This is a genomic window from Corynebacterium sp. HMSC076D02, assembly GCF_001813815.1.
Classification (GTDB): domain Bacteria; phylum Actinomycetota; class Actinomycetes; order Mycobacteriales; family Mycobacteriaceae; genus Corynebacterium; species Corynebacterium simulans.
Window position 1 is genome coordinate 124759 of sequence record NZ_KV814043.1, and the last position, 14648, is coordinate 139406.

Annotated in this window: 11 protein-coding genes and 1 pseudogene; 7 read left to right on the forward strand and 5 right to left on the reverse strand. The window is 61.5% G+C overall.

The features are described from left to right. Window positions 1–159: 159 nt before the first annotated feature. Window positions 160–1200: an amidohydrolase gene (locus HMPREF2935_RS02825; RefSeq protein WP_371326224.1), complete on the reverse strand. Its 1041-nt coding sequence runs from the start codon at window positions 1198–1200 to the stop codon at window positions 160–162. A 231-nt stretch (window positions 1201–1431) separates the two neighbouring features. Between HMPREF2935_RS02825 and HMPREF2935_RS02830 the strand changes: the two genes are divergently transcribed. Genes HMPREF2935_RS02830 through HMPREF2935_RS02845 form a run of 4 tightly spaced genes read left to right on the forward strand, consistent with a single transcriptional unit; the run spans window position 1432 to window position 6188 of the window. After that, on the forward strand, window positions 1432–2193 hold the full coding sequence (locus HMPREF2935_RS02830) for a LamB/YcsF family protein (protein ID WP_061920874.1): 762 nt from the start codon (window positions 1432–1434) through the stop codon (window positions 2191–2193). Further along, complete coding sequence (locus tag HMPREF2935_RS02835) at window positions 2193–3746, forward strand: 5-oxoprolinase subunit B/C family protein (protein WP_061920872.1); 1554 nt, start codon at window positions 2193–2195, stop codon at window positions 3744–3746. The genes HMPREF2935_RS02830 and HMPREF2935_RS02835 overlap by 1 nt, the downstream gene beginning before the upstream one ends. Before the next feature lie 9 nt (window positions 3747–3755). Continuing rightward, window positions 3756–5516, forward strand: coding sequence for an acetyl/propionyl/methylcrotonyl-CoA carboxylase subunit alpha (locus tag HMPREF2935_RS02840; RefSeq protein ID WP_070731912.1), 1761 nt, complete (start codon window positions 3756–3758; stop codon window positions 5514–5516). 57 nt (window positions 5517–5573) lie between these two features. Further along, entirely contained in the window at window positions 5574–6188 is a 615-nt protein-coding gene (locus tag HMPREF2935_RS02845) for a GntR family transcriptional regulator (protein WP_061920869.1), read from the forward strand. 216 nt (window positions 6189–6404) lie between these two features. Here the strand turns inward: HMPREF2935_RS02845 and HMPREF2935_RS02850 are convergent, their stop codons facing one another. Together HMPREF2935_RS02850 and HMPREF2935_RS02855 are read right to left on the reverse strand one after the other, a co-directional pair. Then, the gene (locus tag HMPREF2935_RS02850; RefSeq protein WP_070731915.1) at window positions 6405–7199 is read right to left on the reverse strand and encodes a putative hydro-lyase; all 795 of its coding nucleotides are present in this window, start codon (window positions 7197–7199) and stop codon (window positions 6405–6407) included. Window positions 7200–7211: 12 nt separating this feature from the next. Further along, a complete protein-coding gene (locus HMPREF2935_RS02855) occupies window positions 7212–8375 on the reverse strand; it encodes an NRAMP family divalent metal transporter (RefSeq protein WP_096336535.1) in 1164 nt (387 codons plus the stop codon). A 297-nt stretch (window positions 8376–8672) separates the two neighbouring features. On the opposite strand from HMPREF2935_RS02855, the gene HMPREF2935_RS13800 reads away from it, so the two are divergent. Genes HMPREF2935_RS13800 through HMPREF2935_RS13735 form a run of 3 tightly spaced genes read left to right on the forward strand, consistent with a single transcriptional unit; the run spans window position 8673 to window position 12019 of the window. Continuing rightward, window positions 8673–9308 carry a thiolase family protein gene (locus HMPREF2935_RS13800; protein WP_371326225.1) on the forward strand — a complete coding sequence of 212 codons (636 nt, stop codon included), beginning with the start codon at window positions 8673–8675 and terminating at the stop codon, window positions 9306–9308. Continuing rightward, window positions 9305–9835: a thiolase family protein gene (locus HMPREF2935_RS13805; RefSeq protein ID WP_371326226.1), complete on the forward strand. Its 531-nt coding sequence runs from the start codon at window positions 9305–9307 to the stop codon at window positions 9833–9835. The genes HMPREF2935_RS13800 and HMPREF2935_RS13805 overlap by 4 nt, the downstream gene beginning before the upstream one ends. Continuing rightward, window positions 9836–12019: a 3-hydroxyacyl-CoA dehydrogenase/enoyl-CoA hydratase family protein gene (locus HMPREF2935_RS13735; RefSeq protein ID WP_070731917.1), complete on the forward strand. Its 2184-nt coding sequence runs from the start codon at window positions 9836–9838 to the stop codon at window positions 12017–12019. 84 nt (window positions 12020–12103) lie between these two features. Here the strand turns inward: HMPREF2935_RS13735 and HMPREF2935_RS02870 are convergent, their stop codons facing one another. Both HMPREF2935_RS02870 and HMPREF2935_RS02875 read right to left on the reverse strand, forming a co-directional pair. Further along, complete coding sequence (locus HMPREF2935_RS02870) at window positions 12104–13054, reverse strand: DUF559 domain-containing protein (RefSeq protein WP_070518204.1); 951 nt, start codon at window positions 13052–13054, stop codon at window positions 12104–12106. A 346-nt stretch (window positions 13055–13400) separates the two neighbouring features. Further along, window positions 13401–14575 (reverse strand): annotated as a pseudogene (locus tag HMPREF2935_RS02875) (acyl-CoA dehydrogenase family protein). Between the last annotated feature and the right edge of the window lie 73 nt (window positions 14576–14648).

Genomic DNA, 14648 nt, shown 5'->3' on the forward strand with positions numbered 1-14648 from the left:
GCAGCAACCGTGGCCTCGGCACCTGCTTCCAGGGTGGGGTGCAGCTCAGGGACGAACTGCGGAGAGTGATTGCCCGGTGCATTCTCCGGAGCTGGGAAGCCGCCGACGACCCAGAAGCAATACGGTGTGCCAAAGGCATTCGGGATGTCCGGGAAATCCTCAGAGGCCGATAAAGGCGCGAAGGTCTCCGTGCGCTCCTCCCCCCAACAAGGTCTGCATAGACTCGGTGACCTTGGCAGTTACATCGCGGTCATTGTCCAGCACCGGGAAGCGTTCGGAGTATTCAAAGGAAGGCTCCGGCGCGCCCGCCGCGGCGGCCTGATTGTTCACAATGCGCTCGATCGAGGCATGGATGTGGTCTTCGACTTCCTGCGAGTAGCAGCGGGTATTGAGCTCGAACACGACTTTATCCGGAATCACGTTGGACTTCGTGCCGCCGTGGATTGTGCCCACGGAGACCACCGCGCGCTCGCTGGCCGGTAGCTCACGGGAGATAATTGTCTGCAGCTGCATGATGATTGAGGACGAAAGCACGATTGGGTCGACGCCCTTCTCCGGCATGGAACCATGCGAGCCGACGCCGCGCACAGTTACTTTCACAGTGGAAGCCTGGGAGAAGCTAATGCCCGCGTTGGTCGCAACATGGCCCAGTGGCAATGCACCCATGACGTGCTGGCCCAGCATGACATCGGGGACTGGAATCTTGCCCGTGATTCCCGCCGCAACCATGTCCTTGCCGCCTTCAGCGATCTCCTCGGCGGGCTGGAAGACTGCTTCGAAAGTGCCGGACCACTGCTCGCGGTTTTCCGCCAGATAAGAGATGGTGGTCAAAAGCCACGTGGTGTGCATGTCGTGGCCACACATGTGCCCGACCGGCACCTCCTGGCCAGTCTTGTCGGAGACCTGAGTGGCAGTCGAGGCGTACTCAACACCGGAGTCTTCCTTGACTGGCAAGCCGTCGAAATCGGCACGCATCGCCACAGTTTGGCCATCGCCGTTGCGCAGGATTCCGACGACGCCGGCTCCGACGTCGACTACCTCGACGTCGCCAAGCGCCTCCAGCTCTTTGATAATCCGTGCCTTGGTTTCGGCTTCCTGCAGCGAGAGCTCCGGGTGCTGGTGGAACCACTTATAAAGCTCCTCACGCTGCGTCTTCGTCTTTTCCAGATACGTTTCCAAAGATTCAAACAGCTGCGGCATAGATCTCACCTTATGCCTGCCCGGTCACCGGTTGCAGAGAACGCACTCTTGACGCCGCATCCCCCGCCAACCCCACCACCGTCATCATCGGGGGGTAGTCACGCACATCGACGCGCCGTGACTACCCCCGCCTTTCCTTAAAAATGGCGTCCCACTTCACAAAGTGACGTGACGCACGATACACTATCCGCCTATAGATTGTTGAACAATTTTAAAAGGGGATTTGAGTGTATGAGCCAGCTCTTTATTGATCTCAATGCCGACCTCGGCGAGACCACCGCAGGCAATCCAGTCGCAGACGACGCAGCGATGCTCAAACTGGTCTCCTCTGCCAACGTCGCCACCGGCTTCCACGCGGGTGACCCGCACTCCATCGCCGGCACCGTCCGCGCAGCCAAAGAGGCGGGCGTCGTCGTTGGTGCACACGTGGGCTACAACGACCCAGCCGCGTTCGGCCGTCGCTTCATCGACTACAACCCGGCTGAGTTGGCGGACGAAGTCACCTATCAAATCGGCGCGCTTGAAGCGCTGGCCCGCGCACACGGCACTCGCGTGAGCTACGTCAAGCCGCACGGCGCGATGTACAACGCCATCGTTTACCACGAGGCCCAGGCCAAGGCAGTCATCGACGGCATCAAGGCCTTTGGAGATATCCCGGTCATGCTACTGCCGGGCGGCGTGGCAGTCGAGGTCGCCGAGGCACGCGGCCTGACTGTAATCCGCGAGGCCTTCGCCGACCGCAACTACAACCCCGACGGCACCCTGGTCTCGCGCACACAGGACAATGCTGTGCTGCACTCGGCAGACGACGTCGTAAGGCGCGTTCTCGAGGTGGCAGAAACCGGCGCCATCACCGCCATCGACGGCAGCGTCCTTAGCGTGGATGCGCAGTCCGTTTGCACCCACGGTGACTCCCCGGGCGCCGTGGAGATGCTGCGCGGCGTGGTAGCCGAGCTGGATGCCCGTGGCATTGAGATCCGGAGCTTTATCTAATGCACATTCACCCCGTAGGAACCCGCGCGTTGCTCGTGGAGTTGGATGACCTTTCCCAGGTCATGACCTGGCACGAGGCACTTACTGCGCAGCCACTGAAAGACCAAGTCGATGCGATTGCCGCAGCGACTACCCTATTGCTCACCTTTAATACCCCGAACTCAGCGCATGCCGCCGCCGAATTCTTGGAGGATTTCCACCCTTCCGCACGCTCCGTGGAGGAGCCACGCTTAGTGGAGATCGACGTGCTTTACGACGGCGCGGATCTGGACGAAGCTGCCGACCTACTCGGTATGTCCCGCGAGGGGCTCATCGACTGGCATACCTCGACCGAGTGGCTTGCTGCCTTCGGCGGCTTTGCCCCAGGCTTTACGTATTGCACCCCGGCAGATGCCTCCCGCGGCGTCGACATCCCGCGTCGCTCTACCCCGCGTACCGCGGTGCCAAATGGTGCGGTAGGCATCGCCGGTAACTTCTCCGCGGTCTACCCGCGCGTCTCCCCCGGCGGCTGGCAGCTGCTAGGCACCACCTCGACCCCGATGTGGGAATCGGATGCGCAGCCGCCGGCGCTGGTGCAGCCCGGCGACCGCGTGCGCTACCGTGCCGTCAGCTCCCTGCCAGACATCGTGTCCACCACCCCGTTTGGCCGCCGTACCCCGGCGCGCCTGCCACGTATGGAAGTCATCGACCCAGGCCTTGTCACCCTCTTCCAGGACCAAGGCCGCCCGGGCCGTGGCAACTTAGGCGTTACCCCTTCGGGCGCGGCTGACCAGGCAGCAGCGGCCACCGCCAACGTCGCGGTGGGAAACCCGCGCGGTGCGACGGTGCTGGAAAACATCGGCGGTATTCGCTTGCGTGCCCTCACCGATACCGTCATTTGCGTCACCGGCGCCCAAGCCCGCGTGGTCCTCGAGGAGATGCCGGTGCACCTCGCGCGACCCGTGCTAGTTACCGCGGGTTCCACCGTGCGCGTCGAGCCCGCCACCTACGGCATGCGCTCGTACATCGCCATCCGCGGCGGCATCGTTGCCGATAGCGAGTTGAGCTCCGCGTCCACCGACGTGCTCTCCGGGCTGGGCCCGGCGCCGGTGCGCCTAGGCGACATCATCGGCGTGTTGCCGCGTTCTACCGCCATGACCGACGCGCAGCTAACGAACCCGCTGCGCGTGACCGAAGGGTCCCGTGGCCAGACCGAGGGCGTGCTGCGCTGCGTGCTGGGCCCGCGTGATGACTGGTTCACCAAGGAATCCCTCGAGAAATTCTTAAATACCGAATGGGAAGTTACTCCACAGTCCAACCGCGTCGGCCTGCGTCTTAGGGCCAGCGACGATGCGACCTTGTCACGTGCGCGCTCCGGCGAGCTCCCGAGCGAAGGAATGGTCGCCGGCTCCGTCCAGGTTCCGCCATCGGGTGAGCCGGTAGTCTTCCTGCGTGACCACGCCGTCACCGGCGGCTACCCCGTTATTGCCACCGTCCTCGAAGAAGACATTGATATCGCCGCACAGCTTCCACCGGGAGCCACGGTCCGCTTCGAACTCGCTACAACTATTTAAAGGTTAATCATGATTTCTGCAGTCCTTATTGCAAACCGCGGCGAAATCGCCGTCCGCATCGCTCGCGCCGCCCGTGATCTGGGCATTCGCTCCATCGCCATCTACTCCGAGGCAGACGCAGGCGCCCTACATACCCGCGTGGCCGACGAGGCCTACGCCCTGCCCGGCAACACCGCGGCCGATACCTATATGAATGTCCCGGCATTGCTGGACATTGCGGTTCGCGCCGGCGCCGATGCCATCCACCCGGGCTATGGCTTCCTTTCTGAAAACGCTGACTTTGCCCGCGCCGTCGCCAGTGCGGGCCTGACCTGGATTGGCCCAACCCCAGAATCCATCGAGCTGCTCGGTGACAAGATTGCGGCCCGCCGCGTAGCCGAGGAGGTCGGCGCTCCTCTGGCACCGGGCACCTCGGATCCGATTGATGACTGGCAGGAGGCCCGGGCCTTCGCTGAAAAGCACGGTCTACCGATTGCCATCAAGGCTGCATATGGTGGCGGTGGACGCGGCCTGAAGGTCGTGGAAAACCTGGAAGACATTGAGGCAGCCTTCAACTCTGCAGGCCGCGAGGCTAAGGAAGCCTTCGGCCGCGCAGAGTGCTACGTGGAGAAGTTCCTGACTCACCCACGCCACGTCGAGGCGCAAATCCTCGCCGATACCCACGGCAACGTCGCCGTGCTTGGCACCCGCGATTGCTCCACGCAGCGCCGCTTCCAGAAGCTCATCGAGGAAGCCCCTGCCCCAGCGCTTAGTGACGAACAGCGCAAGGGCATCCACGAAGGCGCACGCGCCATCTGCGCCAAGGTGGGTTACACCGGCGCTGGAACCGTGGAGTACATCGTTTCTGAGGACGGCACCATCTCCTTCCTCGAGGTCAACACCCGTGTGCAGGTTGAGCACCCGGTCACTGAGGTGGTCACCGGCGTCGACATCATTGCCGAGCAGTTCCGCATCGCAGCGGGTGAGCCACTTTCCATCTCGACTGATCCGGAATCCACCGGCCACGCTTTCGAATTCCGCATCAACGCCGAGGACATCCTGAACGGCTTTGCGCCATGCCCTGGCACCATCGTGCGCTTTGAGCCGCCGACGGGCCCTGGCATCCGCGTTGACGCCGGCGTGCGCTCCGGCTCCATCGTGCCGCCTTACTACGACTCACTGATTGCCAAGCTGCTGGTGTGGGGCCCAACTCGTGAGATCGCCCTGGCTCGTGCAAAGCACGCGCTCGAGGAGTTCGATATCGAAGGCGTGCGCACCGTCCTGCCTTTCCACCGCGACATGGTCTCCTCCCAGGTCCTGGCCGATCACGGCGATGCTGAGGCACAAGCTGGCATCTACACCGACTGGTTGGACCACAACTACCGCCCTTCTGCAGAGGCTACAAGCCACATCGCGCCGGTGGAAGCCATCTATGCCAAGCGCACCCAGGTGGCCATCGAAATCGACGGCAAGCTGGTTAGCGTTGGTCTGCCAGAGCGTCTGCTTTCCGGTGTGGCTGCCGGCGCTGCACCATCTGGCGCGGCAGGCAACGCAGCATCTGCCGGTGAGGGCGGCAGCACGGAGGGTGCTGTCACCGCGCCTTACGACGCCAACCTCGTGGCCTGGAACGTCGCCGACGGCGACACCGTCGAAGAAGGCGATGACATCGCCACCATCGAGGCTATGAAGATGGAATCTGCCGTAAAGGCTCCATGCGGCGGCACCATCAAGCTGTTGGCTAAGGAAGGCGACCGCTTGGATCCGTCGAAGGTTATCGCGACTATCGACTAGTGGCCGTGACCTTCTTTTTCGAGCGGCCTCCGCACCCAATGAGTTAAGCTGTCTGGCATGCTTTCTCAGTCCGTGGCGTCGAAAATTCGCGATGGCATCTCGGCCGGCGAGTTCATGCCTGGCCAACAGCTCAGCGAGGTGAAAGCCGCTGAGCGCTTCTCTTGTTCCCGCAATACTCTCCGCGAGGCCTTCACCGAGCTCGCTGCGCAGCGCCTCGTGGAGCGCATCCCTAACCGAGGCGTCTTCATTGCGACGCCGGATGCCGATTACGTGCGCGACCTGTTCATCGCACGCGCCGCTATCGAGCCATCCGGTGTGCTGTGGGGCGAATTCGCCGACCCAGCAGCGTTGATTGAGCTTGTCACTTCTGCTCGCGCCGCGCAGGAACGCGGTGAGGACCAAGAAGTATCCAACATCAACCAGCGTTTTCACCGCACGCTGGTGGCGTCGCTTAAATCCCCGACGCTTAACGAGCAGATGAACAACCTGCTCGCACGGATGCGGCTGAGCTTCTTGCTCGTCATCCCGCGTTACCCCACCTTGCATGCTGAGCACATTGAGGGAAACATTCGCTTGTCCCAGCTCGTTGCCGAAGGAAAACGCGAAGAAGCTGCCGCGCTCTTGCACGACAGCCTGCTGCGCACCTGCGAGAAGATGCTCGCGGTCATCTAGCTTGGGGTGGCTTGGCGGGGCGGCTTCCCTGCCCCCCTTGCGGTTTGGTCCCATAGGTTGGGTCCCTTTGTGGGGTAAAGGGACCAGTAAGCCGAGTTTTCCGGCACCGGCCACTCGTAAAGAAACCCAACCAATGAAACCCAACCAATGGAACCAAACCGCGCGGCCGGTCGTAGCAGTTGCGGAGGAAGCCGCAAGCGCAGCCGCAGACCGGGCTTAAGGCACCTGGTAGTCCACGTCACGCGCGTCGGTGACGAGCATCTTGCCGGGCTGGTGGGTAATCGCCAAGCGCGGCTTCGAGTTCATCACCACTGCTTGTGGTGTCACGCCGCATGCCCAGAACACCGGGATGTGACCCTCTGGGATGTCCACGGCGTCGCCGAAGTCAGGCCGCGAAAGATCCTCAATGCCAATAGCCTCAGGGTTGCCCACATGCACCGGCGCCCCGTGCACCGACGGGTAACGCGAGGTAATGCGCACGGCGTCGGCAACCTGATCTGCGGGAATCGGCCGCATGGAGACCACCAGCGGTCCGCTGAAAATGCCTGCCGGCACAGTCGCGATGTTCGTGCGGTACATCGCAACGTTGCGCCTTTGCTCGATATGGGCCAGCGTGATGCCATTTTCCTGCAGCGCTGACTCAAAAGTGAACGAGCAGCCGATGAGAAACGCAACCATGTCCTCAGTCCAGAACTCGGTGGCGTCTTCCACAGAATCGGTCAGCTCACCGTCGCGGAAGATGCGGTAGCCCGGAATGTCAGTGCGGATGTCGCCACCGGCGAGCAGTTCCGAGCTGTATTGGCCTGCCTCCAATACGCCCACAATCGGGCACGCCTTCGGATTACGTTGGGCAAACAGCAGGAAGTCGAATGCGTATTCCTGTGGCACGGCGAGCAGGTTCGCCTGCATGAAGCCGTCAGCGAAGCCTGCCGTGGTCACCATGTGATTCTGCCGTGCATGCGCCCGTACGTTAGCAGGCTGCATCGAGGAAGGGTGCGCTGTGTAAGACATCGGCTATGGCCCCTAAGCCCAGAGCTTCATGATTCCGGAGAAAGAGTTGAAACCGATGTAGAACTCTAGGAGCAGGGCCAAGGTGCCCAGCACCAGCAACCAGGTGGGGTACTTGGAATCGCCGAGGAGGTCGCGGCGTCGGTAAGCAACCCACATCACCATCGCAAACGCGATAGGCAAGATGATGCCGTTGAATGCGCCGGCGAAAATCAGCAGCTTCTGCGGAGCGGAGTTTAGAAGCAGGAAAAGCAAGGTGCAGACCGCAATGAAACCAACGGTCAGGAAGTTGCGGGTACGTGGGGCAACCTTCTGTGTGGTCACGAAGGAGATCGAGGTATAGGACGCACCGATGACCGAGGACAGGCCTGCCGCAAAGAGCACCACGCCGAAGGCACGCAGGCCGAACTCGCCGGCCGCCTGACGGAACGCATCTGCCGCGGTGTTGTCCTCAGACAGTGCTACGCCAGTACTGACGACGCCGAGGACCGCCAGGAAGAGCAGCACACGCATGATGCCGGTGATGATGACGCCCATGACGGAGGTAGTGGTGATGTTCTTGATGTGCTCGCTACCAGACATTCCACTGTCGATGAGGCGGTGTGCACCGGCGAAGGTGATGTAGCCGCCGACTGTACCGCCGATCAGCGTGGTGATGACGAAGAAGTCAATCTCTTCTGGCATCACAGTGTTTTTGAGCGCCTCGCCTACTGGTGGCTGGGAGACGATGGCAACGTAGAGCATGAGCAGAATCATGATGGCGCCGAGGGCAGCCACCAAGCGGTCAAGCGCGATGCCGGCGCGCTTGGACAGGAAGACGAAGACGGCAATCGCCGCTGCGATGACGCCGCCGATTCGGGCATCGATGCCAAGCATCGCGTTAAGGCCAAGACCCGTGCCGGCGATGTTGCCGATATTGAAGACGATGCCGCCCAAGAAGACGAGCACCGCAAGGAACCAGCCGAGGCCTGGCAGAACGGTGTTGCCCAGTTCGTTGGCACGCATGCCGGAGACGCACAAGACACGCCACACGTTGAGCTGAATCGCGATATCCACGACGATGCTCAACAAAATGGCGAAGGCGAAGGCCGCGCCCATCTGGACGGTAAAGACGGAGGTCTGGGTCAAAAAGCCTGGACCGATGGAGGAAGTGGCCATGAGGAACATGGCGCCGGCCATGGCACCAATACCCTTGGGCGGGTTTTTGACGGCTACAGCTGTTTCAGCACTCACTAGGCTGTCCTTTCGTGACGCGGGTCGCACCGTTATGTGATGCGCATCATCTTAAGGCGTTGTTGAACAATTTGGAAAGAAAAACGGTCATTCACTCTAAATCTGCAGTTCACAGCCTTATGGGCAGGTGCCCCCTCTACCCCAGCCCACTAACTTTATTTCCGATGCACCATTGCACAATCCAAAATTGTGACCTAGGATTCACTTTTAACTAATAGTGATTCGTATTCCTAGGGGCTACACATGACCAAGAACGTCTACATCGCCAGCGCGGCACGCTTGCCCATCGGTAAATTCGGTGGCAGTCTCTCTCGTCTATCACTGACGGAACTCGGCACGCTCGCTTCCCGCGAAGCGATTGACCGTTCGGGAATTCCGGCCGCAGACATCGATACGACAGTGGCCTCCAACGTCCTGCCGGTAGTTCCAAGCGACCTTTACATCGGCCGCAAGGTAGCCCTCGGCATTGGGATGCCGGACTCCTCAACCGCGCTCGGAGTCAACCGTTTGTGCGGCTCAGGTGTCCAGGCAATTATCTCCGCGGCCCAGCTTCTGCAATCTGGTGACGGCACCACCGCCCTAGTCGCCGGCGTCGAGTCCATGAGCCAGGCGCCCTATTCCGTCGACGGAATGCGCAGCGGCAAGAAGATGGGTGACGGCAAACTCTACGACTGGCTCACCGGCGCGCTGTCCTGTCCTTTCGGGACAGGCCACATGGGTGTAACGGCAGAAAATATTGCCCGTGACTACGGTATTAGCCGCGAGCGCCAGGACGAGTTCGCAGCGGAATCACAGCGCCGCGCCGCGGCGGCGCAAGCAGAAAACATCCAAGCCGAGGAACTGGTCCCCGTAGGCGACCTGGATTTGATGAACACGTGAGGCAGACGAGCGTCGACAAGCTGGCGCGTCTCAAGCCGGCCTTTGCCAAGGATGGGACCGTAACCGCAGGCAATGCCTCCGGCATTAACGACGGCGCGGCCGCAGTGGTGCTCGCAGGCCAAGAGGAGCTGGCGGCGCGTTCACTAAAGCCTCTGGCGAAGATCGTCAGCTGGTCCATCGCAGGCGTCGACCCCACCCGCATGGGCTTAGGCCCCATCGCCGCGGTGCCAAAAGCCCTGAAAAAGGCCGGTCTGAAGCTGGACGATATCGACCTCATCGAGTCCAACGAAGCCTTTGCTGCCCAGGCCATCGCGGTGCAGGACGAGCTTGGTTTCGACCCGGCTATAACGAACATCTACGGCGGTGCCGTCGCCCACGGCCACCCGGTTGGCGCCACCGGCGTCATACTTGTCACCCGCTTGGCTTATGCGCTGCGCCGCCTGAACAAGCGATATGGCCTGGTCACCATGTGTATCGGCGGCGGGCAAGGCATCGCGCTGATCATAGAGAACGAAGGAGCAAAGTAAATGTCAATCACAAAGGTTGCCGTCATCGGAGCGGGTTCCATGGGCTCGGGCATCGCGGCGCTATGTGCGTCGGCAGGCCTCGACGTCGTCCTGCTCGATCAAAACGCCGAGTCCGCGCAGAAAGGCGTCGATATACAGTTGAAGCGCCGCGGCTTTTATCTCCCCCAAGACGCCGAACGCGTGCGCGCTTCCGCCGACTATGCGTTGTTAGAAGACCGCGATTGGATCATCGAGGCTATCTTCGAGGACCTGGGAGCCAAGCACTCCTTGTACCAAGCCATCGAGCCGCATCTGAAGCCTTCAGCGATTCTCAGCTCGAATACCTCCACCCTCCCGCTCGCTCGCCTCAAGGACGGCGTTCCGGTCGCACGCCAGGAGCGCTTCGCCATCACCCACTTTTTCAATCCGCCCAAGGTCATGCGCTTGGTCGAGTTCATCGCTTCCGGCGAGACCGAGGCCACGCTGCGCTCGACCATCGAACAAACCCTAGGCAAGATTGCGCTCGAGTGCCGCGATACCCCAGGCTTTATTGCCAACCGCGTGGGTTGCTACTGGATGGCAGCCGGCGTCGCCCGTACGCGCGAGAATGGCGTGAGCTACGAGCTTGCCGACGCCTCCTTCGGCCGCGCCTTCGGCATCCCCCGCACCGGTATCTTCGGGCTTTTGGACTACATCGGTTTGCAGCTGGTGAGGCCTATCTGGAACTCATTAGAAACCGCGCTGCCTGCCGACGACCCGATGTTGAAGGTTCCGCTCGGCGAGGATGCTTTCATCGCGGGTCTGGTCGAGCGCGGTTTGACCGGGCGCACTGGCGAAGGCGGCTTCTACCGCGGGCGCGACGAGGTCATCAACTCCGACTATGAGTACGTGGCACGCACCCAACCGGACGACCCAGTCATAGGGCTCAAGGATCCGCGCGAGGTCATGGACACAGATTCGCCGGGCGGCCGCTTTGCCCGCGCGGTTTTCCTCGATACGCTGCGCTATTGCTGCGAGGTAGCGCCGGAAATCGCCGCGCACGTCGGGCTTATCGACGACGGCCTCACCCTCGGCTTCGGCTGGAAGAAGGGCATCTTCGCGCTTGCCGACGCCATCGGCATCGAGTGGGTTGCCTCCGCCTACGGTGACGACGTGCCGGCGTTGGTAGACGCGGCAGCCAAGGCCGGTGGATTCTTTGCTGACGGTCAGGCGCTTAGCGCTGACGGCAAGCTGCAGCCACTGCCTGCCCGCGAGGGCGTCGAGAGTCTGCGTTCGCTGGCGCTGGAGACCGTAGTGTCATTGCCCGCCGGCGCGGTGCATGCTTTAGAAACCGAAGCGGGACGAATCGGCATTGTGGATTTCCATACCCCAATGAACTCCTTGCCGACCACCGCTCTTGAGGTCATTCGTGCTGCGGTTTCTGCGGTAGACGAACACGGCCTGCAGGCGCTGGTCGTGGGCAACGATGCGCCGGTGTTCTGCGCGGGCGCGGACTTGGCGTCGATTGCTGCAGCGGGCGAGTCGGGCTCGGCGGAGCGCGTTGAGGAGCTCATTGCGGACGGTTCAAACACGCTGCGCCAGCTGAAGTTCGCGCCGGTTCCCGTGGTCGCAGCGGTACGCGGTGTCGCCCTGGGCGGCGGCTTAGAGTTAGCCCTTTCCTGCGACCGAATCGTGGCGCACGCAGATAGCCAGCTGGCTTTCCCAGAGCTCAACGTGGGTCTCTACCCGGGCTGGTCGGGCACGATTTCCGCGCTGGAGCGTCTCCGCACAGCTGGCGTGGCGGACTACCACCAGAAAGCCTTCGACTTCATCACCTCGACCAAGCCCTTCCCTAACGCTTTCGTGGCCAAGGAACAGGGCTTCCTCGCGGCAGACGACGTCGTGTTGATGTCGCCGGATCACGTGCTCGCTCGCGCGATTGCTGAGGCGCAGTCCCTCATCGAGGGCTACGCCCCGCCTGCCGATGACGCGATTGACCTTTACTCCGGCCCTGCCCTCGACCGCGAGTGGCCCCTGGAGAATGCCACTGAAAACGACCACGTCATCGCAGCAAAGTTGGCGCAGATGTACACCGGTGAGGGCTCGCTGAGCTTTAACGAGTTCGCCGACCGTGAGGTGGAATTCGACGTGCCGCTGGTGTTACTGCCCGCGAACGTCGAGCGCGCCAAGCACATGGCGGCGACGCGTAAGCCGCTGCACAACTAGCCCGCGGACCTGTCCCAACCATTCTTTCGGATTGGTCCCATAGGTTGGGTCCCTTTACGGGGTAAAGGGACCGCCTAGCGGGTTTTAGCCGGCCTTCTTACTCGTAAAGGGACCAGTAGACTGGGACCATCCTCGCTGTTGGGCAGCTTCCAGCGCCTGGCGCACCTCCCGCACTACACGGGCTCTCTCCGTGAGCAGCTCCCGTGGGCTGTATCGCAGCACGATGAAGCCACGGTTCTGAATCAGCTTCTCGCGTCGTCGCTCCTCCACGATTGTTTGCTCGGCACTCTTGCCAAACGACGAGCCGTCGTACTTGACGGCACCGTCGATCTCGATCACGACGGCGTCGTCAATGCATGTGTCTGCGCGGAAGTTCGGCGGAATGAAGTACTGCGCAACCACCTTCTCTCCCAGCTTCTCCGCGATGGCGATGCCTCGAAAGTAGGACTCGAAAGGCGATTCCGAATGCGCGATGGCGTGCTCAATCGCCTTCCGCGCCTGCGGGGCACCGTGCACGCGACCCATGGCGATCAGCGTGCGGCGCAGCTCGTCCTTCGTGGTGAGTTCCTTCGCGAGCGCCGAATCCATGGCAACGAGTCCCTCTTCGAAGGAATGGTGCCTTGCGATGTCGATGCACGCTCGTGCCACAGTTGTGCAACGGGTGCCGAGCTGCTTGGAAACCATGTTGTCTGGCAGGTGCGTCTTGCGGTAATCGTAATCGGCTGGAATCTTCGTCTTTACTGGCAGCGATTTGGACTGCCTGGCCATTTCAATCTTTTCGTCGAAAGGCGGGAGGACCCAAAGGCCCCATAGCCTGGCTGCTGACTTTCCTATCATGATGGCTTTGTGCACGCTTTTGCCCGCGGCAATCACTTTGAGACGCTGGCGTTCGTAAGTGGGTAATTGCTCGAAGTAATCCCGCGGGGTTGCGACCCAGGGCGCTATTCGCAGAAGCTCGCCATTGGCTATTTGCTCCCACACGTGGTGATCGTTGGACAGTGGACGTAAGTGAATGAGTCGTTGTGTTTGAGTCATACAACAATGTTCGCCAAGCGCGTGCGCCCGTGTCTAGAGTCAATTTTTTACCTGTGGATAACTCTGCATTTGCGCAGCTAGGGGAAATGTTTCCTAGGGGGAGTTGGCGCTTTCGAGGCTGTCTGCCGGCTGGTGCCTCAGCGGCTGGCCTCTTACTGGCGAATGGGCGGTTTCAGCTGCCGCGATTTGGTCCTCCTCTAGCGGTCCCATTGGTTGGGTAGTTTTACGAGAACCGACTCCCGCGCAATGCCTCCTAAGGGTTTCTTTACCCCCTAATGAAACCCAACCAATGGGACCAAACCCGGAGAGGGGTGGAACGCGCGCCAAGCGGGGCGCGGGCAGGCTGCTACTTGTAGGCCGAGAAGCCAGTGATTACCTTGCCCATGATCAGCGATTGAACAGTGTCGGTCCCCTCGTAGGTGTGCATGGCCTCGATGTCGGCAAAGTGGCGCGCGATGTCGTTTTCTAGCAGGATGCCCACGCCGCCGAGCATGTCGCGGGCGTCGGAAGCAATGCGTCGCGCAGCGCGGGTGTTGTGCAACTTCGCCGCGGAAGCCTGGGGCGGGGTGAGCGTGCCGGCCTCCTCGCGGGCGGCAACCTCACGGCAGGTCAGCATCATCTGGTTGAGGTCCAGCACCATGTTGGCCAAGCGCTGCTGGATGATCTGCGCTTTGCCAGCTCACGGCCGAACTGGACGCGCTCCATGACGTAGTTGCGTGCGGTTTCATAACAAGCCACGGCCGAGCCCAACGCCATCCACGAGACGCCGATGCGCGTTGCAGTCAGCACACGGGAGACGTCCTTAAACGTTTGGCAGCCGGGCAACCGGTTGGAGGCAGGAATGCGGCAATCCTCCAAGACGATGTGCGCCTGGTGGATAGCGCGCAGTGACAGCTTGCCGGTAATCACCGTGGCCGAGTAGCCCGGCGCGTCCTGCGGAACGATGAAGCCACCCACGTTTCCGTCTTCCATACGGGCGTAAATCACGGTCACGCCACCGGAAGCACCGTTGCCGATCCATTTCTTTTCGCCGTTGAGAACCCAGGAATCGCCGTCGCGGACCGCGGTGGTCTCCAGTGCAATGGAGTCAGAACCGTGCAACGGTTCCGTCAGACCAAACGCGCCGAGCAGCGAACACGATGCCATCGCCGGCAGGTAGCGGGAGCGCTGTTCCTCCGAGCCAAGCATCGCGATGGAGCGCATGGCCAGGCCGGCCTGCACGGCAACGACAGTGCCCATCGAGGCGTCGGCACGCGTGACCTCCATGAGCGCCAAACCCGCGCCGAGTGAGGTCATGGACTCGTGGCCAGGAACGTCAAGGCCGTCCGTCATGAGGTCGAGCTCGCCTAAGCGGCGCACAAGTTCGAGGGGGTATTCGCTTTTCTCCCAATGCTCATTGATAACCGGAAGGCAATCTTCACGAAACGAGCGAGCACGTGCCCAGACCTCGGCGTCTTGGGCACTGATGCCGTCGAACGCGCCGAGAAAGTCAGTTGTAGAATCAAAGAGATTATTGGACATTGCGGGCCTCCGAAACGAATCACTATTAGTCTGCTATTGTGATACACGCCTCACCGCCTGTCAAGAGAACGTA

What these genes read in the sequence shown, in the direction of transcription:
- HMPREF2935_RS02825 (WP_371326224.1), bottom strand. Translation starts at nt 1,200, where the DNA reads ATGCCGCAGCTGTTTGAATCTTTGGAAACGTATCTGGAAAAGACGAAG.
- HMPREF2935_RS02830 (WP_061920874.1), top strand. Translation starts at nt 1,432, where the DNA reads ATGAGCCAGCTCTTTATTGATCTCAATGCCGACCTCGGCGAGACCACC.
- HMPREF2935_RS02835 (WP_061920872.1), top strand. Translation starts at nt 2,193, where the DNA reads ATGCACATTCACCCCGTAGGAACCCGCGCGTTGCTCGTGGAGTTGGAT.
- HMPREF2935_RS02840 (WP_070731912.1), top strand. Translation starts at nt 3,756, where the DNA reads ATGATTTCTGCAGTCCTTATTGCAAACCGCGGCGAAATCGCCGTCCGC.
- HMPREF2935_RS02845 (WP_061920869.1), top strand. Translation starts at nt 5,574, where the DNA reads ATGCTTTCTCAGTCCGTGGCGTCGAAAATTCGCGATGGCATCTCGGCC.
- HMPREF2935_RS02850 (WP_070731915.1), bottom strand. Translation starts at nt 7,199, where the DNA reads ATGTCTTACACAGCGCACCCTTCCTCGATGCAGCCTGCTAACGTACGG.
- HMPREF2935_RS02855 (WP_096336535.1), bottom strand. Translation starts at nt 8,375, where the DNA reads ATGGCCGGCGCCATGTTCCTCATGGCCACTTCCTCCATCGGTCCAGGC.
- HMPREF2935_RS13800 (WP_371326225.1), top strand. Translation starts at nt 8,673, where the DNA reads ATGACCAAGAACGTCTACATCGCCAGCGCGGCACGCTTGCCCATCGGT.
- HMPREF2935_RS13735 (WP_070731917.1), top strand. Translation starts at nt 9,836, where the DNA reads ATGTCAATCACAAAGGTTGCCGTCATCGGAGCGGGTTCCATGGGCTCG.
- HMPREF2935_RS02870 (WP_070518204.1), bottom strand. Translation starts at nt 13,054, where the DNA reads ATGACTCAAACACAACGACTCATTCACTTACGTCCACTGTCCAACGAT.